This window comes from Microbacterium testaceum StLB037, from assembly GCF_008763945.1.
Classification (GTDB): domain Bacteria; phylum Actinomycetota; class Actinomycetes; order Actinomycetales; family Microbacteriaceae; genus Microbacterium; species Microbacterium testaceum_G.
Genome location: NZ_VTQH01000001.1, coordinates 506,621 through 531,340 on the forward strand (window position 1 = coordinate 506,621; position 24,720 = coordinate 531,340).

The following is a 24,720-nucleotide window of genomic DNA, read 5'->3' on the forward strand; positions in this document are numbered from 1 at the left end:
GCGTCTCACACTCGATGCGATGACACGTGCAGCACGCCGGGAAGACCGGATGTCGTCCGGTCTCAGGCGTCGTCGCGCTTGTCGAAGCGGACCATGTTCATGAAGGCGTGCACGTCACGGGTCGAACTCATCCTGACCCCGGCCGCGACCATACGACGAGCCAGGTTCCAATCGCCGGGCTCGTCCACGCGCCAGCTCTCCGTGTCGTACTCGAAGAAGCGCAGACCGGAGAGGTACAGAGTCGATTGGAAGCTGAATCCGCCCGCCGCGGGCGGGTCGCTGAAGATCACGCGGTCGACACCCTCGGTCCGGTCGCGCTGGATGAGGGCGCCGTAGACCAGTTCGGCCCGCTCGGCACGCGCCAGCTCGAGCAGTCTCTCGATATGGTCCGCCGCGAACTCGTCGTCGTCGTCCAGCGGGGCGATCCAGGCTCCCTCCGCACGACGAGCAGCTTCGTTCATGGCGGGGGACCCCGCGACCATCCACCGCAGGTGCTGATGAGCCGGGTATGCCGCTCGTTCCGGCAGCTCGAAGTAGCGCACGCGCGGATCGCCCAGGCCCTCGAGGGCAGCGCGCGTCGCGGGGTTCGGACCGTCGTTGACAACGACGATCTCGAGGCGCTGATAGGTCTGCTGCAGGACGGACGCCAGCGCGGTCTCGACGAGCTCGCGCGTCCGGTTGTAGCTCGCGATACGGATGGTCACCAGCGGCTCGGTCTCGTCCCACAGTGCGTCGTAGCCGGGCGACATCCGGAAACCGTCGAGCGCGGCCCGAAGATCCTCGATGCCGTCCCGCTCTCGACGGGCGGATTCGATCTGGGCTTGCGAACGCAACTCGAGATGGCGAAGAAGTCCGTCCGTCTCGCGCCACCACTCGCGGGTCTCATCCCTGAAGCCGAGCTGAACCGCCGCGGACTCGTTCACCGAATCTTCGAGACGTTGCATGCGAGCCGCCAGATCGGCGACGGCCCACTCCAGCGAACCGGGGGTGGGGCCTGTTACGGGGTCGGTCATCAGGTGCTCCGGGGGGTAAGGCGGTCGATGATGTCGGCGAGATGGTGGAAGACCTGTTCCGGAAGGCCTTCGAAGACGGGCAGGGCGATGCACCGTCGGCTCATCGCGTCGGTTGTCGCCAGGGTCCCCTGGCGGACGGCTCCGACGAATCGAGGCTGCTGATGAACCGGCGGCGCGTAGTAGACCCTCGCCTCCACGCCGGCTGCGCGCATCCCCGCGAGGATGGCATCCCTCGTCCCCTCGTCGGGCAGGACGATCGTGGCGAAGCAGACGGAGGACAGCTCGGCATGAGGGACGAGGCGAGCCCCCGGAAGGGCTTCGAAGACGAGGGCGTAGCGTCGCAGCAACTCGCGACGGCGGCTGAGCGACTCCTCGAAACGCTCGAGTTGCCTCAGACCGATCGCGGCGTTGATCTCCTGCAGCTTGCCGTTCAAGCCGGCACGGACCGACCCGCCGGACGCGAAGCCGAAGTTCGAGTACGAGCGGGCGGACTCGATCAGGTCGAGGTCGCGCGAGATGATCGCACCCCCCTCGCCGATGGCGAAGGGTTTGGTCGCGTGGAACGAGAAGACCTCGCATGTGCCGCGCGCTCCGACGGGCGCCCCATCGGGATACACGGAGCCGAATCCGGCCGCCGAATCGATTACGAGCGGCACGCCGTGCTCTGCGGCCAATTCCTCCCACGCTCCGACGTCAGGATTGCCGACGCCGAACGAATTGCACAGAAGGATGCCGTCGATCTCGGATCGTCGGTCGCGCAGAGCATTGCGTGCCGCAGCCAAGGACGGCTGGAGGGTCTCGCCGTCGACGTCGATGAGGAGCGGTTCGCGGCCGACGGCGTGAATCGACTGCGGCCCCGCGGCGAAAGTGAACGACGGCACGATGACGAACCGTCGTCGAACAGGGGTGTCGGTCGGCACCGGGTCGCCCAGGACGACCGACAGCGCCGCGACCAGCGCGATGGTCGCATTGCAGAATGTCGCCGCACCGAAGTCGTCGCCGACGAACGCGGCGATCCGAGTCGCGAAGTCCCGCTCCTTCGGCCCGAAATTCGTGAACCAGTTGGATTCGACGATGTCGGTGACATCGCTCGCGATGGTCGCGGCAGGCGGGAAGACGGGCCGGATGAAAGGGATCTCATACGACATCGAGCCACCCCCTCTCGACGCGAAGGATCCGGGCGGGGACCCCGACGTGCACTTCGAGCGCGGGGACGTCGTGACGGACGACGGCGCCGGCGCCGACCACCGCGCCCTCTTCGACGCGCACACCCTGGAAGATCGTGGCCCCTAGGCCGATGAACGCTCCCGCACCGATGGCAGTCCGCCCGCCGATCCGCACCCCGGGAGAGATCGTGGCGTAGGCGCCGATCACCGTATCGTGGCCGACCGTGGCCCCCGCGTTGATCAGCGCGTGCTCACCCACGACAACCCCCGACATGATGATCGCGCCGGGAGCGACCATCGTTCCCACGCCCAACCGCGCGTCAACGGCCACATACGCCGCCCGCGACACCGCTTGGGCGAAGAGCGAACCAGGCCATCGCTGAACGATACCCCGGCGCGCTCCGGGCGCTCCCAGCGCCGCGACGACGGGTACACTCCGCTCCCCCTCCGCGGAGGAGAGGCTGACGACGGGGGTGGGTCCGTTGATCGCTGCCCGAGCGGTGGGGAGATGCTCGTCGTCGACGGCGAAGAAGGCGACCGTCTCGCGCAGGAACTCTGCGACCTCACGCGCCTGACCACCCGCCCCCAGGATGCCGATCCGGAGCGCCTCGGTCACGGCCGCGATCGATTCGCCACTCTCGCGCGAAGGCCTTGCGTCTTCCGACGACCGAAATCGGCCACCCGCATGGCGAACCGGATCGGGGCGGCGTATCGGAAGCCGCGGCTCCGCAGGAGCGCATCGAGATCGCCGCGGACGCGTCGCAGTTCATCGCGATCGTTCAGAAGCGACACGATCTCGGCGACGGTCCCGCCCCGGCCCAGCACGACGTGCTCATCGATCTTGGCCGACACCCTCAGCTGAGAGGCCTGCCATTGCGTCTGATCGTGGGCGGTGTAGGACGACTCCCGTCCTTCCCATCGCCGGTAGATCGCTGTCATCTCCCCCGCGTCGGCGACTCCCAGGAGCAGCGATCCTCGCAGGATCATGTCCCAGTCCTCGCAGACGTAGAGCTCCTCGTCGAACCGCAGGCCCAGGACGGTGAACAGTTGAACAGGAAAGGCCCACCCCATGAAGGGAGAGAAATTCATCCGCAGGTGGGCGAACTGGTCGAATGTGGCCGGGTATTCCGCGCGAGGCCATGAGGTGTGACGGAAGCCGTCCTTTCCGCCCGCCCACGACTCGTGGTGCGCTTTCTGCGAGGCGACGACCGAGCGCACGAGCTTTCCCGGCTCGCGTTCGGCGATCTTCGCGAACGTCTCGACCCAATTGCCGAAGACCAGATCGTCGTCGTCGAAGAAGGAGAGGTATCGCCCGCGGGAGAGTTCGATGGCCTCGTTCAAGGGCCTGGCCCGGCGCCCGCCTCCGACGCGGACGACGCGGATGCGTTCCCGGAAGCTCGCGGGCTGCGCCGCCACGAGCTCCTCGACGATCTGCTGCTCCGCGGGATCGGTGTGATGGCACATCACCAGGACCTCGAAATCCTGGGAGGTCTGGCCCGCGAGACAGAGGAGGGAGTCCTTGAGCGTCTCGGGGCGACGGCCCTGGGTTCGGAGGACCACGGTGAGGAAGCAGGTGCGCGTCGCACCCGCCTGGGACAACTCCACCGTGAGCAGGTCGGTGAGGCGGTGGGCCCCACGGCTGGACGCGGGCTGCTCTTCGATGTGGTGGAACAGAGCGGTGAGCGAGTCCGCGCGCGCCGCAGGTATGCGCTCCACCCGGTTGGTCCGATCAGAAGCGGTGCTGTGCATAGTGATCTCCGATGAATCTGGCCACGGTGTGCTCAGGGTCGAGAGGGCTCGGCAGATCCCCCGCCGCGCGTCGGGAATTGAATGCGCGCCCAGCTCGCTCGAGGAACTCGACGTCGCTGGTGCGGAACACCTCCAGCAGCTGCTCGACGCGCTCGGAATGGGAGTACTTCCAGGCGAGCATGAGCGACGCTTCGGCGGAGTAGTAGCGTTCGGCCGGCGTGGTGGGCCATGACGCGTCGACCAGGAGGCGCTTGTCGTGGAACACGGCCGCAGCGGGCTCGAAGAGGACACGAAGTCCCTCGAGCCGCACGCGCCAGGAGTAGTCCACATCGTCGCCGTAGAGGAAGAACGTCTCGGAGTCGAAACCGCCCACGCGTTCGAAGAGTTCCCGCGGGGTGACCGCGCAGGCGGTCGACGCCCAGCTCGTGTCGCCGGTCCCGGGCTCGTAGTCCTTGGGGTGATCGAGGGGGACCTGCCGCGCCTCGACGACCCCGACGTCGCCGCGCAATGCACGCACGAGGGATTCGACGGCGTCCGGGGCCATCCTGGCATCCGGATTCAGGAAGAGCAGGACGTCCGCATCGGACCGCGCCGCGAGCCTGTTGTGCCCGGCGGCCGAGCCGAGGTTCGCCGCGAAGAACTCGACGTCGGACCGACCGCCCGCCTCGACGGCCGACCGGCCGATCTCGGCGACGACCTCGTCCGGCAGCGTGGGCGAGGGGGCGCAGTCACCGAGGCGGTAGTCCCACCCGCTCACCACTCCCGCGGCCATCGCACGCTCTAGAGAGTTGAAGGCCGCCTCGGCGGCCCGTCGGACGTCTTCCGGCGAGTTGGCGTACAGGACCGATTGCACGGTCACTCGTCTACTCATTCGTCTTTCCCTACTCCACTCCGATGGGCGACGCCGAGGCGTCCGTCGATGCACTTCGCGATCGTGACGTCCAGCGCGAACGCCAGAACGCGATCCCCTTGCCGGGGCCCCAGTTCTTCAGCGCGAGGGCGCGCTTCTCGATCACATGCCAACTCAACCATGCCAAGAAGAACGTGATGGGCACGGCCGCGAGGGTGAAGAGCACGTAGCCGGCGCGGAAGACCCCGAGGTAGGCCAAGCACTGCTGGACGAGGAAGCCGTAGACGTACACGCCGTAGGAGTAGTCGTTCTTCGCACCGATCCACTGCAGCCACCGCGGCAGACGGGCGGCCAGGTACAGCACCAGGTATCCCCCGGCGGGGATACCGAGGACGGCGAACCCGCCCGTGAACATCGTGCCGATCAGTACCACGGCGGCGAGAATCCCCAGTCGATCGTCGTAGGCGATGCGCTCGGAGTAGATGCCGAGCGTCGAGCCCACGAGGAAGGCGGTGCCGAGGAAGATGACTTGCGGATCCGCCAGCAAGGGCAGGATCGCGCCCATGCGATCGGGGGCGACCACCGAGGCCACATGCGCGACCAGAAACGCACCGGTCAGGGCCGGCACGACGATCCGCGCGCGCGCCAGGACCGCCGAGACCGCGAGGACCGCGATCAGAAGATAGAAGCCCCACTCGTAGGCCAGCGTCCACAGCGACCCGTTCAGAACGCTCGCTTGCACGGTTTGCCCGTACGGCGTCTCGACGAAGAGGTCGTGGATGCCGTACGCACCGATCGACAGGGTCCAGTTGGCGGTCACGTAGCCGAACGGACCTCCGGGGCCGAGGGTGAAGTATTCGCCCAGCGGGCGCCCCTCCGCCCACCAGACGGATGGGCCGACGACGAACGCCGCGAAGACGAGCACCCCCCAGAAAGCGGGGAAGATGCGGATGGCACGTCGCCACAGGAACTGGACGACGTCGGTCGCGACGCCGCTCTTGACGATGAGGTACCCGCTCACCGCGAAGAAGCCGCCGACCGCGAGACCACCGAGGGAGGTTTGTCCGTTGGTGTACCTCCAGAACGGGTCCTCGTCGAAACCGCCGAGCGGGAACGCGTGGTCGACGATGACCAGGGAGGCGAGGATCAGCCGCAGGACGCCGAGGGAGTTGCGATGACCGTCGAGAGCCTCGCCGAGCGAGACCCCTGAGCCCCGAAGCAGATTCGAGCGGGGAACATCCGTCGTCGAACTCACCGAGACCATGTCTTCGCCCCTCCTCGGAACGTTCCGTCAGCCACCATGATGCAGGGAGGCGAGATAACGCTCGATGACGATATCCGCGGCGCCGGTCTCGACCAAAGACCCGTCCTTCATCCACGCGACGTTGTCGCACATTTCTTTCACCGCTTCCATGGCGTGGCTCACGAGGATGACCGTCTTGCCCTGGCGCTTGAATTCGACGAACTTCTCCGCGCATTTCTCCTGGAACTCGACGTCACCGACCGCCAGCACCTCGTCCACGACGAGGATGTCGGGATCGACGTTGATGGCCACAGCGAACCCCAGACGCACGTACATGCCCGACGAGTAGTTCTTCACGGGCTGATCGATGAAGTCCGCGACGCCCGAGAAGTCGACGATCTCGTCGAACTTCGCCTTGATCTCCCGTTGCGACATCCCCAGGATGGAGCCGTTCAGGTACACGTTCTCTCGACCCGTCAATTCGGGGTGGAATCCCGATCCGACTTCGAGCAGCGCCGCGATCTTGCCCTGCGGGCGGATGTCGCCCTCATCGGGGACCAGGATGCGAGCCAGGCACTTCAAGAGGGTCGACTTACCCGACCCGTTGCTCCCGATGAGCCCGAAGGTCGAACCGGCCGGGACCGTGAAGCTGACATCGCGCACGGCCCAGAAGTCCTTGTGGACGGAGATGCGACCCCGCATGACCGCCGATTTGAGGCTCTGATTGCGCTCTTTGTAGAGACGGAACTTCTTGCCCACGCCCTCGATGTCGACCTGACCGATGCTCACAGGACCTCCGCCAATCGTCTTTCGCTCCGACGGAAGACCCACAGGCCGACGACGAGAGCGGCCAATGCCCACGCCGCCGCCGCCGCCCAGTCACCGGGTTCCGGGAACGTGTTGTCGTAAAGAAGTGTGCGGAAGATCTCGACGAACCGATCCATCGGGTTGATGCGATAGAGATCCAGCACGGTGAGGGACGTCCCGAAGAGCGGTCCCGTCGTCGCCGAGAGGTTCTCGACGTAGGAGACGGGATAGATGATGGGCGTCAGGTAGAGCCAGAACTGCATGACCAACCCGAGCAGGTACTGCGTGTCCCGGAAGTACACGTTGGCGACCGAGAGCATTAGCGCGAGTCCCGCGGAGAACAGGACGAGGAGCACCATCCCTGCGAGCACGAGCGGGATCCACGGCCACACGACCGCGCCGAAAAGGCTGAGGATGACGATCAGAACAGCCGTCTCGATCAGCCAGGTGTACGCGATCGACAGCACGATGGAAAGCGGGAGCACGATCCGGGGGAAATACACCTTCTGGATCAGGCTCGCATTGTCGACGAGAGAGCCCATGCCCACGGACACCGCGTTCGAGAAGAACAACCACGGCAGCAGTCCGGACAACAACCACAAGGCGAAGACGTCGAGACCGCTGGGGTCACCCGGGTCCGGCTTGACGCGCAGGATGAGCGAGAAGACCGCCGTGTAGATGAGCATCAAGGCGAGCGGGTTCGCGAGCGACCACAGCTGGCCGAGAACGGTCCTCTTGTACTTCCCCCTGATTTCGCGGAGGGCGAGGTTCGCCAGCAGTTCGCGCGCCGAGAGGAGCTCTCTCACATACCCCATGAAACCTCGTGTCGATCAGGGAACACAACAACGGTCAAATGTATCCCAATCGCACCTGGGGAATAGGCGGGAGCCGCCCTCACAGCTCCGCGTGCAGCGCCCACACCCGGTCGGCCGACGCACCCCAGGCGAAGCCCTTCGCGCGGTCGCCGGCCAGGACGCGCAGGCGGTCGGCGTCCTCCCCCAGCGCCCGGGCGAGGGCGTCGCCGAGCTGGTCGGCGGGGGCGAAGGCGGCGGCGTCGGCCAGCACCTCGCGCAGCACGGGGGCGTCGACGGCGGCGATGGGGACCCCTACCGCGAGGGCGTCGACCGCGCGCCAGGGCCAGTCGGCTCGGGCGCAGGAGGCGACGAAGGCGGCGGCGTGCGACAGCACGGCAGCCCGGTCCCAGCGGTCCAGGGACCCGCGCGCGTGCAGGCGCCCCTCGGCCAGGCCCGCGGCGGAGGCCACGTCGGCGACGGCGGGTTCGTCTCCCTCCGGGACGTCGAGGACGACCACGTCGCCCTCCCACCCGGAGGCGACGACGGCTGCGAAGGCCGACTGGAGGGCGTCCGAGGGGCAGCTGCCGCCGGCGAGCGCCACGAACGTCGACGGCAAGTCGAGGGCGCGAAGGCGCCCCACGGCATCCGAGGGCACGCGCAGGCCCTCGGCGGGGGCGCCGCCGATCACGCGCACCTTCTTCACGAGCTTCGACTTCGCGACCTCCGCGAGGCGCTCCGCCATCGCGTGCGTGGGGACGATGACCGCGTCGGCGTGCTTGCCCACGCGCGAGAGCAACGCACGGGCGGCGAGCACCTCCGCCTTGGGCAGCTCGTCGGGCGTCTCCCACGCCCGCAGGTCCCACAGCGTCACGACGATCTGGTGCGTCTCGTTGACGCGGTCGTGACGCACGAGCGGGGCGAGGGCGGTCGGCGAGTGGATGAGCCCCTTGCCGATGCCGGGGGCGACGCCGAGCTGCCAGGATGCCGCGAGCTCGCGGCGGCGCACGGCCAGGCGGGTCTCGGAGGTGAGGCCGGCGATCGCGTGCTCCTCGGGGATGCCCGGGGAGGGGACGATCGCCGCGACGTCGCAGCCGCGCGGTGCCGTGGCCACGAGCGCCTCGGCGAGCGAGGCGGAGGCCTCGGCGAGGTCGCGGGAGGTCGAGGCGACGAGCTGGTCGAGCACGACGCGCAGGGTCACGGTCACGAGGAGGGCGCCTCCGTCTCGGTCGCCGGGTGCAGCTTGTCGTGCACCATCTTCTGCACCTGGGCGTAGTCGGGGTCGAACTCGTCGACACCGCCCGCCGGGGTGAGCTCGAGGGTGCCGACCGGCTGGTCCTTCGCCTTGAGGGCGAGGTTCACCAGGGTCGGGGCGATGAGCCCCTGCGGCAGGTCGGTCTCGACGATGTTGGTGCCCGCGGCGGCGACCTCCTGGAAGTGCGTCAGCACGTTCTGCGGCGTGGTCTGGGCCAGGATCGCCTCCTGCAGCTCGCGCTGGCGCCGCATGCGGTCGAAGTCGCTCGTGGTGTAGCGCGAGCGGGCGTACCACTGGGCGGTGTCGCCGTCCATGTGCTGCTGGCCGGGCTCGACCCAGCCGAAGGCCCAGTCGTCGACCGGCTGGCCGTCGTAGGCGGGACCGCCCTTAGGCAGGCGCTCCTTCACGTCGATGTCGACGCCGCCGAGCGCGTCGATCAGGTCGGCGAAGCCTTTCATGTCGATGAGCACGTAATACGGGATCTGGATGCCCATGATCCCCTCGGCGGCGTCCTTGGTCGCCTCGATACCGGGCTCGGACCCCTCGGCTTTCGCCTTGGGGTAGAGCTTGTTGCCGTCCTGGCAGACCTCGACCTCGGTGCGGAGCTGGTTGATGCCGCTCCCCCACCCGCAGGTCGCGTTGGCGTAGCCGGTGTGCCCGTCGGGGTACTTGTCCTGCATGGGCCCGGCGGCGAAGGGGAAGTGCGGCATGTCGCGCGGGATGCCGGTGATCGTCGTCGCGCCGGTGTCGGCGTTGATCGAGACCACCGAGATGCTGTCGAAGCGCATCGAGTCGCGCCCCTCGCCGGAGTCGGCGCCCAGCAGGAGGATGTTGTAGTACCCGTCGGAGGGCGGCACGACCGGCGCCGACTCGGCGAACAGCTCCGCAAAAGCGTCGCGCGTGGTCCCCGCCGCCTGGGCCGCCCAGGCCGCACCCGAGCCCGAGACCACGAGCAGAGCCACCGAGACGATGGCCATGGCCACGCGCGACAGGGGCCCGACCTTGACCAGGCGCACCAGGCGCAGGGTGTCGACGGTCAACACGATCCACAGCACGACGTAGCCGATGAGGGCGATCTGCACGAGGGTCAGCGGCAGGGGGCGGAACCACGACAGGAAGTCGGGGATGAACGATCCGGTCGCCAGTGCGAACAGCCCGCTGGGCATGAGGAGGGCGCCGAGCCCCGCGAGCACGAGGATCGTCCACATCGCCAGCGTCGCGCCCAGACCGAAGCGCCCGAGGCGCCGGTTGCCCGCGACCACCTGCGCGGAACCGGGCAGCAGGAAGTTGAGCGCCACCAGCCACCAGCCGCGACGGGTCATGACCGCCGTCGAGCCCGCGTCGGGGTTGCGCATCGGGAGCTGCTCCACGACGTGCGCCCGAGAGCGGGGACGGGCGGCCGCGAGCGTCACAGGGAGTCCTTCAGACGCCGGTTCTTCTCGTCGACCTGCGCCTCGAGATCCCGCGCGTACGCCTCGACGCGCTCGGCGAGCTCGGCGTCGGCGCTGCCGAGGATGCGAGCCGCCAAGAGCCCGGCGTTCTTCGCCCCGTTGATCGAGACGGTCGCGACGGGAATGCCCGCGGGCATCTGCACGATCGACAGCAGAGAGTCGAGCCCGTCGAGGGTCGCCAGCTGTACCGGCACACCGATGACGGGAAGGGCGGTGACGGATGCCAACATGCCCGGCAGGTGCGCAGCACCCCCGGCCCCGGCGATGATGGCGCGCAGCCCACGCCCGCGCGCCTCGCGCCCGTAGCGGATGAGCTTGTCGGGCGTGCGATGGGCCGAGACCACCTCGACCTCGTGCGCGATGCCGAACTCGGTCAACACCTCGCTGGCCGCGTTCATCACGCGCCAGTCGGAGTCGGAGCCCATGACGACGCCGACCACGGGCGTCTCGGAAGAATGCAGCGGCCGGGTCACTGGTCCAGGCTAGGGCGGCTCGCTGGAAGATCGCGGAGCGGCACGCTCACACGCCGTGGTCCGCCGCGGGCTTCAGTCGAAGAATGCGGCGGCGGCACGCCCCTCGTAGACGATCTCGTCGAGGTCGTCGCCGATGACGTTGACGTGTCCGACCTTGCGGCCCGGGCGCGGCGCCTTGCCGTAGGTGTGGATCTTCGCGGACGGGTGCGCGGCCATGGCGGCGGCGAACCGCTCGTCGAGGCTGCCCTCGGCGGGGCCGCCCAGGACGTTGATCATCACCGACCACGGGGCCACGGCATCCGTCGATCCGAGGGGCAGGTCGAGGACCGCCCGCAGGTGCTGCTCGAACTGGCTCGTGACCGCGCCGTCCTGCGTCCAGTGCCCGCTGTTGTGGGGGCGCATGGCGAGTTCGTTGATGAGGATGCGCTCGTCGCTCGTCTCGAACAGCTCGACGGCGAGCATGCCGGTGACGCCGAGCCCCTCGGCCACGGCGACGCCGATCTCGGCGGCCACGCGCTGCACGCGGGCGTCGGCGCGCGGAGCCGGAGCGACGACCTCGGCGCACACCCCGTCGCGCTGCACCGTCTCGACGACGGGGTAGGCGCGCACCTCACCCGAGGGACGACGGGCGACCTGCTGAGCGAGCTCGCGCGTGAAGTCGACGAGCTCCTCGACCAGGAGCGAACCGCCGTTGCCGTCCTCGGCGAGGGCGGCGAACCAGTCGTCGGCCTCGGTCGCGGCCGAGACCACGCGCACTCCCTTGCCGTCGTACCCGCCGCGCGGCGTCTTCACGACGGCGCGGCCGCCGTGTGCGTCGAGGAAGTCCTGCAGCTCGGATGCCGAGGACACGGCGGCCCAGTCCGGCTGCGGGAGTCCGAGTTCCGCCATCTTCGCGCGCATGACGAGCTTGTCCTGGGCGACGCCGAGGGGCGCGGGTCCGGGGTGGACGGCGACGCCGGCGTCGACGAGGGTGGCCAGCACATCCTGCGGCACGTGCTCGTGATCGAAGGTGATGACGTCGACGTCACGGGCGAAGTGCAGCACGGTCTCGGCGTCGCGGTAGTCGCCGACGGCCGTTGCGGCGAGCGCCGCGGACATGCCCTCGTCCTCCGCGAGGACGCGGATCTCGACCCCCAGCTCCACGGCGGGCGCGATCATCATCCGCGCCAGCTGTCCGCCACCGACCACTCCGACTCGCAGCGCCATGCCGCTCCTTCCGTCGGCATCCATTCTGTCGGGCCACCCGCGAAGGCGCGAGCCGGACCGGAGCCGGCGGGGGTCAGAGAGTGACGGAGCCCGAGCCGAAGGACTGCGCGTCGCGGTGCGCGAGGATCTGGTTGACCTCGACCTGGTCGACGAGGGTCTCGTGCACGAGCACCGCGTGCGGAATGTTCTTCAGCCGCAGCACCGGTTCGACGCCGTTCGACAGCGACAGCGTCCCCGCTCCCCACATGCGCTGCAGGATCCCGCGACGCATCTGGATCGCGTAGCCGCGCACGTGCGAGATCTCGCGGCGGTTCGCACCGAAGGGGCCCGAGCGCTCGATGACGCGGCGGGTCGTGATGGTCCACGTGTGCGAGAGCCACACGAGGAAGGGGATGACCACGAGCAGCAGGACGAGGACCCCGGCTGCCGTCAGCAGCATCCAGTTCTCGTACGGCGCGGGCAGGTTGTCATAGAAGTAGGCCGTGGCCCCGGCGACTCCGACGAGCACGAGGGCCGACCAGAACAGCCGCCGCGCGTGCGAGCGCAGCCGGGCGATGCGCAGCTCGGGCGCGACCGTACCCGGCGCCGGCATCCGCGGGCGCCCGATCGAGTTCGACGGCTGGGTCACGCTCTCATTGTGCGGTGCGGGAGCGTCGTCGCCCCGCTGCCACGCGGAGCGCCGCGCCCTCAGCGCACGTGGACGACGTCTCCGGCCGAGACGGCGGTCTCGATCGTGCCCGCCTCGACGACGAGGCGGCCGTCGCGGTCGAGCCGTGCGGCGGTGCCCTGCAGCGTCGAGCCGTCGGGCATCGCGACGGTCACCTCTTTGCCGACGGTGACGCAGAGCTTCTCGATCTCGTGGTGGATCCGATCGACGTCGTCGTGCGCGAGCCGCGCGAGCGTCTTGCCGAGATCGTCGAGGTAGTCGGCGAGCAGCCGGTCGTCGTCGCACGCGGCCCCGATCGCGGCGAACGAGGTCGCGGTGGTCACCGGAAGATCGGCTCGACTCATCCGGGTGTTGACGCCCGCGCCCACCACGACGGTGTCGGGGGCACCGGGGACGACCTCGGCCAGGATGCCGCAGATCTTGCCGCCGTCGACGAGCACGTCGTTCGGCCACTTCAGCTCGGCCGTCGAGCCGTGGCCGGTGAGCTGGGCACGGACGGCGCGGGTCATGGCCGCCCCGGCGGCGAGCGGGACCCACCCGCGCTGCTCGGCCGGGATCATGGTGGCGTCGACGACGACCGAGACGGCGAGCGCGGTCCCGGCGGGAGCCGTCCAGGTGCGGTCGAGGCGCCCGCGTCCGGCGCGCTGGTCGTCGGTGACGAGCACGGACAGGTGCGGCCAGCCGGCGGGGTCGGCGGTGACCGCGGCGATGACGTCGGCGTTCGTGGAGTCGGTTGTCTCGACGACCTGCACGCGGGGGCTGTGGGCGGCGGTGTGCGGGTATCCGGCAGCGGGGATCGGCATGAGCACACCCTAGAGATTCGGCCGGGGTCCCGGCATCCACTTGCCTTTTCCTCCTGCGCTCGACTTGGCCGCGCCTCAGTGAATGCCACAGCGCCTCGCGCATTCGCTTGTGCGCACCCTCCAACGCGGGCGGCGGTGCGGTCGCTAGGGTGGAAAGCGTGACCGACCAGCCCGATCTCTTCACCACCGCCGGCAAGATCGCGGACCTCCGCAGCAGGTTCCAGGAGGCGGTCGTCGATGCCGAAGCCACCGCCCGCGACAAGCAGCACGCGAAGGGCAAGCTCACCGCCCGCGAGCGCCTCGAGATGCTCGTCGACCCGGGCTCCTTCGTCGAGCTCGACGAGTATGTGCGCCACCGCACCACCGCATTCGGCATGGACAAGTCCCGCCCCTACGGCGACTCCGTCGTCACCGGCACCGGCACGATCCACGGCCGCACGGTCGCCGTCTACGCGCAGGACTTCTCCACCTTCGGCGGATCGCTCGGCGAGGTCGCCGGCGACAAGATCATCAAGGTGATGGAGCTGGCTCTGCGCAGCGGCATCCCGATCATCGGCATCCTGGACTCCGGCGGAGCCCGCATTCAGGAGGGCGTCGTCGCCCTCGGCAAGTACGGCGAGATCTTCCGCCTGAACACCGCGGCATCCGGGGTCATCCCCCAGATCTCGATCATCATGGGCCCCGCCGCCGGTGGAGCGGTGTACTCCCCCGCCCTGACCGACTTCGTCATCATGGTCGACAAGACCAGCCAGATGTTCGTCACCGGCCCCGACGTCATCAAGACCGTCACCGGCGAAGACGTGGGCATGGAGGAGCTCGGCGGAGCGCACACCCACAACACCCGCTCGGGCGTGGCGCACTACCTCGCCGACGACGAGGACGACGCGATCGACTACGCGCGGGGCCTTATCAGCTACCTCCCCGACAACAACCTCGCCGAGATCCCGGTCTACGACACCCCCTTCGAATTCGAGACGACGGATGCCGATCGCTCGCTGAACACCATCATCCCCGACTCCCCGAACCAGCCGTACGACATCCACACCGTCATCGACGGGATCGTGGATGCCGCGGAGTTCCTCGAGGTGCAGCCGCTTTTCGCGCCGAACATCGTCATCGGCTTCGGCCGCATCGAGGGGCGCACGGTCGGCATCATCGCCAACCAGCCCTCGCAGATGGCCGGAACCCTCAACATCGACGCGGGCGAGAAGGCCAGCCGGTTCGTGCGCTTCTGCGACGCGTTCTCGGTGCCGATCGTCACCCTCGTCGACGTGCCCGGCTACCTCCCCGGCACCGACCAGGAGTGGACCGGCGTCATCCGCCGCGGCGCGAAGCTGCTCTACGCCTACGCCGAGGCCACCGTTCCCCTGGTGACGGTGATCCTGCGCAAGGCCTACGGCGGGGCGTACATCGTCATGGGCTCCAAGCAGCTGGGCGCCGACATCAACCTCGCGTGGCCCACGGCCGAGATCGCCGTCATGGGCGGCCAGGGAGCGGTCAACATCCTGTACCGCGGCGAGATCAAGCGCGCCGAGGAAGCCGGCGAAGACGTCGCCGCCGTGCGCACGCGCCTCGCGAACGAGTACACCTACAACGTGGCATCCCCGTTCCTCGCCGCCGAGCGCGGCGAGCTCGACGGGATCATCGAGCCCGCGCAGACGCGCGTGTCGATCGCCAAGGCGCTGCGGGCCCTGCGCAACAAGCGTGCGAGCCTGCCCGCGAAGAAGCACGGGAACATCCCGCTGTGAGCGGCGATCTCGACGCAGACGACCCCCGCCCGTTCGTGGCGGAGGTCGTGCGCGGCACGCCCACCGAAGAGGAGCTGGCCGCGGCGATCGTCGTGGTCGGCGAGGCCTATGAGCGCGAGGTGGCCGACGCCACCGCCGCCGACGACACCCCGCGCTCGCGGTGGGAACTGTCGGCCCGGGGCTTGCGGACCCCGCTGAACCGCACCGCGGGCTGGCACGGCTTCACGGGCTGAGCGCTCGGGACGGAATGTCCCCCGAAATACCTACAGACGGCCGTCGCTCACTGTCGAATACTGGAGGAGCTGGAACGCATCACGCGTTCGGTCGGACCGCTCCTTCGAGCCGGATCCGGCCGCGCGGACGGTTTTCGGGTAACCGTTCGCACGGGTGAGGGGCAGGCGCTATCGCCGCCCCTCACCCTCATCCTCTTCCCCCGCGGAGGGCATGGCAGCGTCGACGGATCCCCCCAAATTCCCCCCCACCGTCGTCGCCGCCGGCCGCGGGTGCGCCGGGGATGAGGGTGTCGCCCACAGGCCAGAGACGGACGGTGCTCGGAGCCGCGATTCGGCTTCGAGCACCGGTCGGGCCCTGCGTTCGGGAAGGGGCTCGGCGCTGCTCGCACCGCGCTTTCCGCCCGGTGAGCCCGACGCTCGGGTAGGGCTTCGCGCTGCTCGCACCGCGCTTTCCGCCCGGCCGAGCCCGGCGCTCGGGTGGGGCTTCGCTCTGCCTCGAGCACCCCGCCCGCTAGGCCGCGGCCGCGCTCAGCGCGGGCGACGGATTTCGCGCCAGAGATCGACCTGGTCGTCGTCTCCGCCGGCGCTCTCGCCGGTCGAGCGGCCGACGATGGTCACGGCGATCTCGTGATGCGGCGAGGTACGGATGATGACGCGCTCGGAGGCCACCTCACGCAGGATCGCGGCGAGCTCGGCCCGGATGCAGGTGAGATCGCCGATGCCGATCCCGTCGAGGCCGCCCTCATCGAACAGGCTCACCGCGGATCCGCGACGCCGCGCGGCGTCGATCTCGGCGCGCACGTCGTCATCGAGAAGGCGGTTGCCGCGCAGCTCGTCGCGCAGGCTCGCCTCGGCGCGTCGGGCCGCCTGCTTGTCGGCGGCCCGCAGGTTGCCGCCGTTCTCGATCGTGCGCGCGAGGATCGGTCCCGCCGCCTGCAGGGCCCGCTGGACGTGCAGGCGACGCTCGCGCTGCCGACCGCTCTGCGAGGCCTGCCACGCCGAAGCCGCCTGCTGGAGCTCGGCGAGACGCTCGGCGTCTCGGGCCGCGCGATCCAGCGCGATGGTGACGAGCTGGGCGGCGGTGACCCAGACGATCGATCCCACCAGGCCCAGGCTCAGCGCCTGCAGGGGGCCGAGCCAGAGGGAGGTCGAGACGGCCAGGATGAGCATGCCGCCCCAGGCCACGATCGGGCGACGGCGCACCATCACGATGGTCATGAGCGCGCCGACGCCGCCGATCACCCACGTGACGAACGGCTGGGTGCGACCGGCGTCGGTCACCGCGAGGAACGGGGCGTTCGAGACGACGAGAGCGACGACGAGCGCCAGGGCGACGCCCAGCACCGGCAGCCGCGACGCCGGGGCCTCGCCCGACCGGTCGCGGGCGCCGATCGCGAAGATCCAGAGCCACGTCACGGGGAGGTACAGCACCAGGGCGGCCACGATGAGCCACCCGCGCTCGACGGTCTCGGGCGAGGTCCAGATCAGACCGCGCGCCGCCAGGTAGGCGGTGAACGCCAGACCGATGACGGACAGGATCGAGCGGACGCTCACCATCGGTCCCCGCTCTCCCATTCGAGGGTCACGGTGGTCCCCCCGGCGTGCGAGTCGATCTCGCTGCGACCGCCGACGGCGGCCAGCCGCGCGTCGATCGAGCCGCGGATGCCGAGACGGTCGGCCGGGATCGCCGAGACGTCGAAGCCCGGGCCGGTGTCGCGAACCCGCACCGACACGCTCCCCGGCGAGGCGTACCCCGTCAGCTGGACGGTCAGTCCCTGGGCGTCGGCGTGCTGCACCGCGTTGGCGACGGCCTGCATCGCGGCGAGCACGAGGGCGCGGGCGATGCGGCCGGGTGCGTGGGGCGTGCCCTCCTCGACGCGGCGGATGACGGTGAGCTCGACGCCGAGGTCGCGAGCCGCCTCTTCGATGTCGTCGGCCAGACGCAGCGCCGACACGGGTTCGTCGCTGCCCTCGAGGGAGTCCTTCTCGGCGTTGGCCAGTCGCGTGAGCGCCTCTCGAGCCATGCTGACAGCCAGGGTGCGCTCGCGCGGCGTCGTCGCACGGTCGGCGGCGAGCAGAGCGCCCAGGACGCTGTCGTGCATGAGGGCCGCGACGGCCACGCGCTCGTGCTCGGTCGCGGCGGTGGCGGCCGCCGCCGCGTAGCTCGCAACGGCCGAGGCGCGGGCCTGGTCGACGTTCGCCGCGATCGAGCGGTACATCCACCCGAGGGTCACCAGGACGCTGCCGAGGATGAGCGCGAACGAGACGTCGAGGGCGATCGGGACGAAGAACTCGCTGCGGCCGCCGGCCTGCAGCAGGCGCACCACACCGAACAGCAAGGGGGCGGCGACGGTCCACGCCACCTGCAGCGAGAGCGGGAAGGCCACCACGGTGGCGACCGTGGCGACGTTGATGAGATAGAAGATCCAGGGGTTCTCGGTGGGCACCGGCGTCGGGCCGCCGTTGGTCGCGACCGGCCACAGCGCGAGGGCGAGGACGAAGACGACCGCGAAGATGCCCGAGAACACGCGGGCGAAACGCCCGACGGTGCACGCCACGATCATCGCCACCAGGGGCACGAAGACGGACAGCACGAGCGGCATGTGCCATCCCTCGGCCTCGTCGCCCGGCCCGAAGGCGGCGGCGAAGGCCTGCAGACCCAGCACGAGCGATCCGGGGCCCACGATCAGCGTGATCACGCGTTCGATGCGGGTCTGCGTGAACGATCCCTGTTCCGCCTGCCCTTCGCGCGTGTGGGGGATGCGTCCCCACGCCTCGTCGAGGACGGACCGCTGGTTCTCAGGCATCGCGGGGAGCGTCATCCGGTGCGTCCTGCAGGATGCCGTCTTCCATGGCGCGCCGCAGCAGGTCGACCTTCGTCGGTGCCGGGCGCCCCACTTCGACGTACTTCACACGGACACGGGTGATGTTCTCCTTGGCGGTGGAGTACGCCACGCCGAGCCTGTCGGCCACGGCCTTGAGCGGAAGACCCGCCGCGTACAGACGGAGGACCTCGCGCTCGCGCGCCGACAGTTGCGCATCGGCGAACTCCCGGTCGCCCTCGACGGCGCTGGCCCACTCGACGTTGTCGAGCACCTCCCCGCGGGCGACGGTGCTGATCGCGCCGAGCACCTCGTGCGTCGGCGACGACTTGCTGACGATTCCCGCGGCGCCCGCGGCGAGGGCCTCGCGGACCGCGGCGGCGCGGTCGGCGACGCTGTGGATGATGACGCTCGAACCGTCGCGCACGACGCGATCGACGTTCTCGGACACGGTCGTGCCGTCACCGAGCGTCAGATCGAGCACGACGACGTCGGCGGGGGTGGCCGCCGCGGCCTGCCGCCACGACAGATACGACGAGACGTTCGCGCCCGAGAAAACGACCTCGGTCGCCTCGGTGCGCGCGAGGGCGGCCTCCAGCCCGAGTCGGACCGACTCGTGGTCATCGATGAGGGCGACGCGCGTCATCCCCACATCGTATCGGCGCGGGAGCCGCCGTGCGGGAGGTGATCGCGCGGCTCGGCGCGTCAGCGGCGCAGGACGGTGACGGCCTCGACGTGATGGGAGTTCGGGAAGAGGTCGACGCCCCGGATCCCGCGCTCGGATCGATAGCCGAGTTCCGCGAAGAGGGCCAGATCGCGCGCGAGCGCCACCGGATCGCACGCGACGTAGACGATCGCCGAGGGCGACAGCGCGGCGATCGCCTCGACCGCGGGGCGTCCCGCACCCGCTCGCGGCGGATCGAGCAGCACCACGCCGCGCTCGAGCCGCTGAAGTTCTCGCGCGGAGGCGGTGGATGCCAGGGTCTGCACGTAGCGGTCGACTCGCGCCGTCTCGGCCCGGGCGCCCACCCACTCGGCGAGATTTTCGCCGGCGTGCTCGGTCGCCCGCGGGTCGGACTCCACGCTGATCACGCGCGTGGATGCTCCGCCCACCTCGGCGAGGGTCGCCGCGAAGAGGCCGACGCCGCCGTAGAGGTCGAGGTGCGTCGCCTCGGGGTCGAGCTCCCCGACGGAGGCGACGAGCTCCGCGGTCACGAGGGAGGTGAGGGTGCGGGCGGCGAGGCGGTGCACCTGCCAGAATCCGCCGACGTCCACGCGGAACGCGCGATCGCCCACGCGCTCCTCGACGACCTCGGGCGCCGCGCTCGAGCGCTCGCCCTCGGGGCGCGGCAGCACGCGGACGCGCCCGTCGGCCGGCTGCACGAGATCGATGCGTCCGGGCCGCGCTCCCGCGCGCACCTCGGCGGCGGTCCGCGCGACGGCCTCGGTCGCGAGAGGCAGATCCGGGGTCTCGATGACGCGGTGCGAGCGCGCGGCGTACGCACCGACGCGGCCCTCGTCGTCGACGTGCAGGCTCACGCGCGTGCGCCACCCGGTCCCGTCGACGCTCTCGCGGTCATCCGCATCGCCGGCGGCGCGCACGTCGACGGGCAGCTCGAGGCGCCCCACGCGCTCCATCGCCTCGCGCACGACGCGCTCCTTGAGGGCGCGTTGGTGCGACAGTTCGATGTGGCCGAACTCGGCCCCGCCCACGCGCTCGGCGGGGTCGACGTCGATGTCGGCCGAACGCCACACGTGCGGACGGCGCTCGGGCGCGGCATCCACGACCTCGACGGCCTCGGCGCGCCAGAACGCCTTCTTGCGCGTGTCGGTGAGTCGGGCACGGACGCGCTCGCCCGGCAGGGTGTCCGAGACGAAGACGACGCGGCCCTCGTGCCGCCCGACGAAGACACCGCCGTGGGCGATGCCGGTGATGTCGAGTTCGATGAGGTCGCCGTCGTGCATGCTCCGAGCCTGTCACATGCGGCCGGGAGGGAGCCGGGGGCCGGGTGGCCCAGGGGCTTCGGCGCCGGGATCGGCGACGTCGGGCGGGCGCGTCGCTAGCGTGGACGCATGCGCGTGTGCTTGGCATCCACTTCTCCCGCCCGTCTGATGCTGTTGCGCCAGGCGGGGATCGAACCCGAGGCGCGCGCGCCGCAGGTCGACGAAGAGGCCGTCATCGCCCAGGTCGAGGCCGCCGAGGGGCGGCGACTGCCCGCGGCGGAGCACGTCCTGCTGCTCGCGCGGCGCAAGGCCGAGGACGTCGCCCGGCGTCTGCGAGCCGAGCAGCCCGGGTTCGACGGGTTCGTCATCGGCGGCGACTCGATGTTCGCGCTCGGCGACGAGATCCTCGGAAAGCCTTACACCCCGGATGCCGCGACCGCGCGCTGGCGAGGGATGCGGGGCCGCACCGGGGTGCTGCACTCCGGGCACAGTGTCTTCCGACTCTCGCCCGGGGCCGAGCCGCAGGAGGCCCACGCCGTGGCCGAGGCCGCGGTGACGTTCGCCGCCGACGTCGACGACGACGAGATCGCGGCGTACGTCGCCAGCGGCGAACCCCTGCTCGTGGCGGGGGCCTTCACCGTCGACAGTCTCGGGGGCGCGTTCATCGAGCGCGTGGAGGGCGACCCCTCCACGGTGGTCGGGATGTCGCTGTCGACCATCCGCCGCCTGGTGCGGGAGCTGGGCGGTTCGTGGACCGCGCTGTGGAACCGTTCGTAGACTCCCCCACACGATTTCCGGCGTTTCTTGTCGAACAGGGTCAAAAGCCGGGGGTGACCCCTCGCTAGGCTGGGAGGATGCCGAAGATCGCCAAGGTCCTTGTCGCCAACCGCGGCGAGATCGCCGTCCGAGTCATCCGCGCCGCCCGTGATTCGGGGAAGGCCTCCGTCGCCGTCTACGCCGATCAGGATCGCGACGCCCTGCACACCCGTCTCGCCGACGAGGCGTACGCCCTCGACGGGGCGACGAGTGCCGACACCTACCTCTCGATCGAGAAGATCCTCTCGGTCGCCCGCCGCTCCGGTGCCGACGCCGTGCACCCCGGCTACGGCTTCCTCGCCGAGAACGCCGACTTCGCCCGCGCCGTGATCGGGGCGGGCCTGATCTGGATCGGCCCCTCGCCCGACGCCATCGAGGCGCTCGGCGACAAGGTCACCGCGCGCCACGTCGCCGAGAAGGTCGGCGCACCGCTGGCTCCCGGAACCCCCGGCCCCGTCTCGGGCGCCGACGAGGTCATCGCCTTCGCGAACGAGGTCGGGCTGCCGATCGCGATCAAGGCCGCGTACGGCGGCGGCGGACGCGGCCTCAAGGTCGCGCGCGAGCTCGACGAGGTCGCCGAGATGTTCGAGTCGGCCACGCGCGAGGCGATCGCCGCCTTCGGCCGCGGCGAATGCTTCGTCGAGAAGTACCTCGACAAGCCGCGCCACGTCGAGACGCAGTGCCTGGCCGATGCCGCCGGCAACGTCGTGGTCGTCTCCACGCGCGACTGCTCGCTGCAGCGCCGCCACCAGAAGCTCGTGGAAGAGGCACCGGCCCCGTTCCTCAGCGACGAGCAGAACGCGGTGCTCTACTCGGCATCCAAGGCCATCCTGAAAGAGGTCGGCTACGTCGGTGCGGGCACCTGCGAGTTCCTCATCGGCGCCGACGGCACCATCTCGTTCCTCGAGGTCAACACGCGCCTGCAGGTCGAGCACCCCGTGTCTGAGGAGGTCACGGGCATCGACCTCGTGCGCGAGCAGTTCCGCATCGCCGAGGGCGAGGAGCTCGGGTACGACGACCCCGCGCCGACCGGCCACTCGATCGAGTTCCGCATCAACGGCGAAGACCCGGGCCGCGGGTTCCTCCCCCAGCCCGGACCGATCCACGTCTTCAAGACGTTCGGCGGTCCCGGCATCCGCCTCGACTCGGGGGTGACCGCGGGCGACAGCGTCTCGGGCGCCTTCGACTCGCTGCTGGCGAAGATCATCGTCACCGGCCGTGACCGCGCCGAGGCGCTCGAGCGCTCGCGCCGCGCCCTCGACGAGTTCGAGGTCGCCGGTATGCCGACCGTGCTCCCCTTCCACCGCAAGGTCGTCCGCGACCCCGCCTTCACCGCCGAGAGCGGCGAGTTCGGCGTCTTCACGCGCTGGATCGAGACCGAGTTCGAAGGCGACATCCCCGCGTGGGACGGCGAGCTCGAGGCCCCCGCCGCGGCCCCGGGCCGCCACACCGTCGTCGTCGAGGTCGGCGGCAAGCGCCTCGAGGTGAGCCTGCCCGATCGCATCACGGCCGCAGCTCCCCAGGTCGGGCGCCCGGCCGCCGCTCCCCCGACGCGTCGCTCGCACGGGGCGTCGCCCACCGCCGGTGCCACCGGGGACGCGGTCAAGTCGCCGATGCAGGCGACCATCGTCAAGGTCGCCGTCGAAGAGGGCCAGCAGGTCGTCAAGGGCGACCTGGTCGTGGTGCTCGAGGCCATGAAGATGGAGCAGCCCATCCAAGCCCATAAGGACGGCACGGTCGCGGGCATCGACGCCGCGCCCGGCACGACGGTCTCGGCCGGACACCAGCTCCTGCTGATCAGCTGACGGGGTCTTCCCCTCGCACGGCGCCGCGCTCCCTCGGGGGCGCGGCGCCGTCGTTCGTGCGGGGTCTGGCCGCTGCAAGCGCCCCGGTGCGGGGGAAGCGCCCCGACACGGCGTGTGCAACGTGACGCAGCGTCTACAGCGCGCCCCGCGAGGCGACGGATGCCGCGAGACCGCGGCATCCGGGAAGCTCATTCCCCGCGCACCGGACGCTCCACCCCGCCGGCGACGCCCACCCCGCGATAAACGCGCGCTGCACCGGCAAACGCCCGCCGAGAGCGTTTCTCAGTGCAGGGAGCGTTTATCGACGACCGCGCCCGCCGGGGCGCCGAAGGGCGACGGATGCCGCGAGACCGCGGCATCCGGAATGCTCAGTCCTCGCCGGGGTCGTCGCGGTCGACGATGTGCATGGCCCGTGCCGCGTCGGTGATGCTCGAGGTGAGCGAGGGGTAGACGGCGAACACGCGGGCGACCTGGTCGACGGTGAGGCGGCGCTCGACCGCGATCGCGATCGGGTAGATGAGCTCCGACGCCTTGGGGCCGACGATCACGCCGCCCATCACGGTGCCGCTGCCCGCGCGGGCGATGAGCTTGACGAAGCCGTCGGTGATGCCCTGCATCTTCGCGCGCGGGTTGGCCGACAGGGGGAGCTTGCGCACCACGCCGGCGATGCGGCCCTCGGTCACGTCCTGCTCGCTGAAGCCGACCGTGGCGATCTCGGGCGCGGTGAAGATGTTGGCCGTGATGCGGCGCGTCTCGAGCGGGATCACGATGTCGCCGAGGGCGTGGAAGATCGCCTGTCGGCCCTGCATCGAGGCGACGGATGCCAAGGGGTAGAAGTTCGTGCAATCGCCGGCGGCGTAGATGTTGGGCACCGAGGTGCGCGCGACGCGGTTGACGCGGATGTGACCGGAGGGCGTCATCTGCACCCCCGCCTGCTCGAGGCCGAGGCCGGCGGTGTTGGGGATCGAGCCGACGGCCATGAGGCAGTGGCTGCCGGTGATCGTGCGTCCGTCGGCGAGGGTCACGACGACCTCGTCGCCGGTGTTCACGACCGAATCGGCCCGCGCCTTCGACAACAGCGTCATGCCGCCGCGCTGGAAGACGCGTTCGAGGACGGCCGCGGCATCCTGATCCTCGCCCGGCAGAACCTGGTCGCGGCTCGAGACGAGCGTGACCTTGGCGCCGAGGTTCATGTACGCCGAGGCGAACTCCGCACCGGTCACGCCCGAGCCCACCACGATGAGGTGCGAGGGCACCGACTTCATGTTGTACAGCTGCGTCCACGTGAGGATGCGCTCGCCGTCGGGCTGCGCCGAGGGGAGCTCGCGGGGCGAGGCGCCGACCGAGACGACGAGGGTCTCGGCCTCGATGCGGTCGAAGTCGGTGCCGCCGGCCTCGGTCGAGACGACGACGGCGCCGTTGCCGTCGAGGCGGCCGTGGCCCGAGATGATGCGGACCCCGGCGTCGAGGAGCGAGGAGCGCATGTCGTCGGACTGCTGGCGGGCGAGCGAGAGCAGGCGCTGGTTGACGGCGGCGAGGTTGATGGCGACCTCGGGGGTGAGGGGCTTGCCGCGGTCGTCCTTCGCGAACAACTGCACGCCGAGGCTGCTGGCGTTGCGGATCGCGACGGCGGCGTCGGCGGTGGCGATGAGGGTCTTCGAGGGCACGACGTCGGTGATGACGGCCGAGCCGCCCACACCCGCGCGCTCGACGAGGGTGACGTCCGCACCGAGCTGGGCCGCGGAGAGGGCCGCCTCGTAGCCGCCGGGGCCACCGCCGACGATCGCGACGGACTGCTTGCGCTCGAAGCTCTGCACCATGGCATCCATTCTGTCAGCGCTGGGCGGATACCGAGACGCCGCACAGGTGGCCCATGTG

Annotated in this window: 23 protein-coding genes; 4 read left to right on the forward strand and 19 right to left on the reverse strand. The window is 70.2% G+C overall.

Annotation, left to right across the window (positions count from 1 at the left end; translation table 11 throughout):
* Window positions 1-62 precede the first annotated feature (62 nt).
* From F9B98_RS02400 to F9B98_RS02460, 14 genes are all read right to left on the reverse strand, one after another.
* Window positions 63-1,013, reverse strand: a complete 951-nt coding sequence (locus tag F9B98_RS02400; RefSeq protein WP_150952350.1) for a glycosyltransferase family 2 protein — start codon at window positions 1,011-1,013, stop codon at window positions 63-65.
* On the reverse strand, window positions 1,013-2,161 hold the full coding sequence (locus F9B98_RS02405; protein ID WP_150952353.1) for a DegT/DnrJ/EryC1/StrS family aminotransferase: 1,149 nt from the start codon (window positions 2,159-2,161) through the stop codon (window positions 1,013-1,015). Before F9B98_RS02405 ends, F9B98_RS02400 begins: the two co-directional genes overlap by 1 nt.
* The gene (locus F9B98_RS02410; RefSeq protein ID WP_150952356.1) at window positions 2,151-2,795 is read right to left on the reverse strand and encodes a DapH/DapD/GlmU-related protein; all 645 of its coding nucleotides are present in this window, start codon (window positions 2,793-2,795) and stop codon (window positions 2,151-2,153) included. Before F9B98_RS02410 ends, F9B98_RS02405 begins: the two co-directional genes overlap by 11 nt.
* The gene (locus F9B98_RS02415; RefSeq protein ID WP_191966636.1) at window positions 2,792-3,895 is read right to left on the reverse strand and encodes a glycosyltransferase family 2 protein; all 1,104 of its coding nucleotides are present in this window, start codon (window positions 3,893-3,895) and stop codon (window positions 2,792-2,794) included. The genes F9B98_RS02410 and F9B98_RS02415 overlap by 4 nt, the downstream gene beginning before the upstream one ends.
* Before the next feature lie 13 nt (window positions 3,896-3,908).
* The gene (locus F9B98_RS15830) at window positions 3,909-4,787 is read right to left on the reverse strand and encodes a glycosyltransferase family 2 protein (RefSeq protein WP_191966637.1); all 879 of its coding nucleotides are present in this window, start codon (window positions 4,785-4,787) and stop codon (window positions 3,909-3,911) included.
* A gap of 22 nt (window positions 4,788-4,809) precedes the next feature.
* On the reverse strand, window positions 4,810-6,042 hold the full coding sequence (locus F9B98_RS02420; RefSeq protein WP_150952362.1) for an acyltransferase family protein: 1,233 nt from the start codon (window positions 6,040-6,042) through the stop codon (window positions 4,810-4,812).
* 27 nt (window positions 6,043-6,069) lie between these two features.
* Complete coding sequence (locus F9B98_RS02425) at window positions 6,070-6,810, reverse strand: ABC transporter ATP-binding protein (protein WP_225310193.1); 741 nt, start codon at window positions 6,808-6,810, stop codon at window positions 6,070-6,072.
* On the reverse strand, window positions 6,807-7,643 hold the full coding sequence (locus F9B98_RS02430; RefSeq protein WP_150952365.1) for an ABC transporter permease: 837 nt from the start codon (window positions 7,641-7,643) through the stop codon (window positions 6,807-6,809). The genes F9B98_RS02425 and F9B98_RS02430 overlap by 4 nt, the downstream gene beginning before the upstream one ends.
* A 79-nt stretch (window positions 7,644-7,722) precedes the next feature.
* Entirely contained in the window at window positions 7,723-8,826 is a 1,104-nt protein-coding gene (locus F9B98_RS02435) for a glycosyltransferase family 4 protein (RefSeq protein WP_150952368.1), read from the reverse strand.
* Entirely contained in the window at window positions 8,823-10,229 is a 1,407-nt protein-coding gene (locus F9B98_RS02440) for an LCP family protein (RefSeq protein WP_150952371.1), read from the reverse strand. The genes F9B98_RS02435 and F9B98_RS02440 overlap by 4 nt, the downstream gene beginning before the upstream one ends.
* A gap of 53 nt (window positions 10,230-10,282) precedes the next feature.
* Window positions 10,283-10,750: a 5-(carboxyamino)imidazole ribonucleotide mutase gene (gene purE / locus F9B98_RS02445; protein ID WP_150955774.1), complete on the reverse strand. Its 468-nt coding sequence runs from the start codon at window positions 10,748-10,750 to the stop codon at window positions 10,283-10,285.
* 120 nt (window positions 10,751-10,870) lie between these two features.
* Window positions 10,871-12,004 (reverse strand): 5-(carboxyamino)imidazole ribonucleotide synthase, encoded by a 1,134-nt coding sequence (locus F9B98_RS02450; protein ID WP_150952373.1) that lies wholly within the window; start codon window positions 12,002-12,004, stop codon window positions 10,871-10,873.
* A gap of 73 nt (window positions 12,005-12,077) precedes the next feature.
* Window positions 12,078-12,632 (reverse strand): PH domain-containing protein, encoded by a 555-nt coding sequence (locus tag F9B98_RS02455; RefSeq protein ID WP_150952376.1) that lies wholly within the window; start codon window positions 12,630-12,632, stop codon window positions 12,078-12,080.
* 59 nt (window positions 12,633-12,691) lie between these two features.
* On the reverse strand, window positions 12,692-13,474 hold the full coding sequence (locus F9B98_RS02460) for a biotin--[acetyl-CoA-carboxylase] ligase (RefSeq protein ID WP_150952379.1): 783 nt from the start codon (window positions 13,472-13,474) through the stop codon (window positions 12,692-12,694).
* A gap of 158 nt (window positions 13,475-13,632) precedes the next feature.
* On the opposite strand from F9B98_RS02460, the gene F9B98_RS02465 reads away from it, so the two are divergent.
* Together F9B98_RS02465 and F9B98_RS02470 are read left to right on the forward strand one after the other, a co-directional pair.
* On the forward strand, window positions 13,633-15,222 hold the full coding sequence (locus tag F9B98_RS02465; protein WP_412177022.1) for an acyl-CoA carboxylase subunit beta: 1,590 nt from the start codon (window positions 13,633-13,635) through the stop codon (window positions 15,220-15,222).
* Window positions 15,219-15,455 carry an acyl-CoA carboxylase subunit epsilon gene (locus F9B98_RS02470; RefSeq protein WP_150952385.1) on the forward strand — a complete coding sequence of 79 codons (237 nt, stop codon included), beginning with the start codon at window positions 15,219-15,221 and terminating at the stop codon, window positions 15,453-15,455. The genes F9B98_RS02465 and F9B98_RS02470 overlap by 4 nt, the downstream gene beginning before the upstream one ends.
* Window positions 15,456-15,983: 528 nt before the next feature.
* Here F9B98_RS02470 and F9B98_RS02475 read toward each other — a convergent pair.
* Genes F9B98_RS02475 through F9B98_RS02490 form a run of 4 tightly spaced genes read right to left on the reverse strand, consistent with a single transcriptional unit; the run spans window position 15,984 to window position 20,242 of the window.
* A complete protein-coding gene (locus F9B98_RS02475) occupies window positions 15,984-17,012 on the reverse strand; it encodes a hypothetical protein (RefSeq protein ID WP_150952388.1) in 1,029 nt (342 codons plus the stop codon).
* Window positions 17,006-18,262, reverse strand: a complete 1,257-nt coding sequence (locus F9B98_RS02480; RefSeq protein WP_225310194.1) for an ATP-binding protein — start codon at window positions 18,260-18,262, stop codon at window positions 17,006-17,008. The genes F9B98_RS02475 and F9B98_RS02480 overlap by 7 nt, the downstream gene beginning before the upstream one ends.
* Complete coding sequence (locus F9B98_RS02485) at window positions 18,255-18,923, reverse strand: response regulator transcription factor (protein WP_150952391.1); 669 nt, start codon at window positions 18,921-18,923, stop codon at window positions 18,255-18,257. The genes F9B98_RS02480 and F9B98_RS02485 overlap by 8 nt, the downstream gene beginning before the upstream one ends.
* Window positions 18,924-18,982: 59 nt before the next feature.
* Window positions 18,983-20,242 carry a class I SAM-dependent RNA methyltransferase gene (locus F9B98_RS02490; protein WP_150952394.1) on the reverse strand — a complete coding sequence of 420 codons (1,260 nt, stop codon included), beginning with the start codon at window positions 20,240-20,242 and terminating at the stop codon, window positions 18,983-18,985.
* 108 nt (window positions 20,243-20,350) lie between these two features.
* On the opposite strand from F9B98_RS02490, the gene F9B98_RS02495 reads away from it, so the two are divergent.
* Both F9B98_RS02495 and F9B98_RS02500 read left to right on the forward strand, forming a co-directional pair.
* Window positions 20,351-20,998, forward strand: coding sequence for a Maf family protein (locus F9B98_RS02495; RefSeq protein ID WP_150952397.1), 648 nt, complete (start codon window positions 20,351-20,353; stop codon window positions 20,996-20,998).
* A 77-nt stretch (window positions 20,999-21,075) separates the two neighbouring features.
* A complete protein-coding gene (locus F9B98_RS02500) occupies window positions 21,076-22,842 on the forward strand; it encodes a biotin carboxylase N-terminal domain-containing protein (RefSeq protein ID WP_150952400.1) in 1,767 nt (588 codons plus the stop codon).
* 368 nt (window positions 22,843-23,210) lie between these two features.
* Here the strand turns inward: F9B98_RS02500 and F9B98_RS02505 are convergent, their stop codons facing one another.
* Window positions 23,211-24,671, reverse strand: coding sequence for an NAD(P)H-quinone dehydrogenase (locus F9B98_RS02505; protein WP_191966639.1), 1,461 nt, complete (start codon window positions 24,669-24,671; stop codon window positions 23,211-23,213).
* Window positions 24,672-24,720: the final 49 nt, after the last annotated feature.

Excerpts from the sequence above, each read along its gene's own strand:
- F9B98_RS02400 (WP_150952350.1), bottom strand. The coding sequence starts at position 1,013 with ATGACCGACCCCGTAACAGGCCCCACCCCCGGTTCGCTGGAGTGGGCC.
- F9B98_RS02405 (WP_150952353.1), bottom strand. The coding sequence starts at position 2,161 with ATGTCGTATGAGATCCCTTTCATCCGGCCCGTCTTCCCGCCTGCCGCG.
- F9B98_RS02420 (WP_150952362.1), bottom strand. The coding sequence starts at position 6,042 with ATGGTCTCGGTGAGTTCGACGACGGATGTTCCCCGCTCGAATCTGCTT.
- F9B98_RS02430 (WP_150952365.1), bottom strand. The coding sequence starts at position 7,643 with ATGGGGTATGTGAGAGAGCTCCTCTCGGCGCGCGAACTGCTGGCGAAC.
- F9B98_RS02440 (WP_150952371.1), bottom strand. The coding sequence starts at position 10,229 with ATGCGCAACCCCGACGCGGGCTCGACGGCGGTCATGACCCGTCGCGGC.
- purE (WP_150955774.1), bottom strand. The coding sequence starts at position 10,750 with ATGGGCTCCGACTCCGACTGGCGCGTGATGAACGCGGCCAGCGAGGTG.
- F9B98_RS02450 (WP_150952373.1), bottom strand. The coding sequence starts at position 12,004 with ATGGCGCTGCGAGTCGGAGTGGTCGGTGGCGGACAGCTGGCGCGGATG.
- F9B98_RS02460 (WP_150952379.1), bottom strand. The coding sequence starts at position 13,474 with ATGCCGATCCCCGCTGCCGGATACCCGCACACCGCCGCCCACAGCCCC.
- F9B98_RS02475 (WP_150952388.1), bottom strand. The coding sequence starts at position 17,012 with ATGGTGAGCGTCCGCTCGATCCTGTCCGTCATCGGTCTGGCGTTCACC.
- F9B98_RS02480 (WP_225310194.1), bottom strand. The coding sequence starts at position 18,262 with ATGCCTGAGAACCAGCGGTCCGTCCTCGACGAGGCGTGGGGACGCATC.
- F9B98_RS02485 (WP_150952391.1), bottom strand. The coding sequence starts at position 18,923 with ATGACGCGCGTCGCCCTCATCGATGACCACGAGTCGGTCCGACTCGGG.
- F9B98_RS02490 (WP_150952394.1), bottom strand. The coding sequence starts at position 20,242 with ATGCACGACGGCGACCTCATCGAACTCGACATCACCGGCATCGCCCAC.
- F9B98_RS02495 (WP_150952397.1), top strand. The coding sequence starts at position 20,351 with ATGCGCGTGTGCTTGGCATCCACTTCTCCCGCCCGTCTGATGCTGTTG.
- F9B98_RS02500 (WP_150952400.1), top strand. The coding sequence starts at position 21,076 with ATGCCGAAGATCGCCAAGGTCCTTGTCGCCAACCGCGGCGAGATCGCC.
- F9B98_RS02505 (WP_191966639.1), bottom strand. The coding sequence starts at position 24,671 with ATGGATGCCATGGTGCAGAGCTTCGAGCGCAAGCAGTCCGTCGCGATC.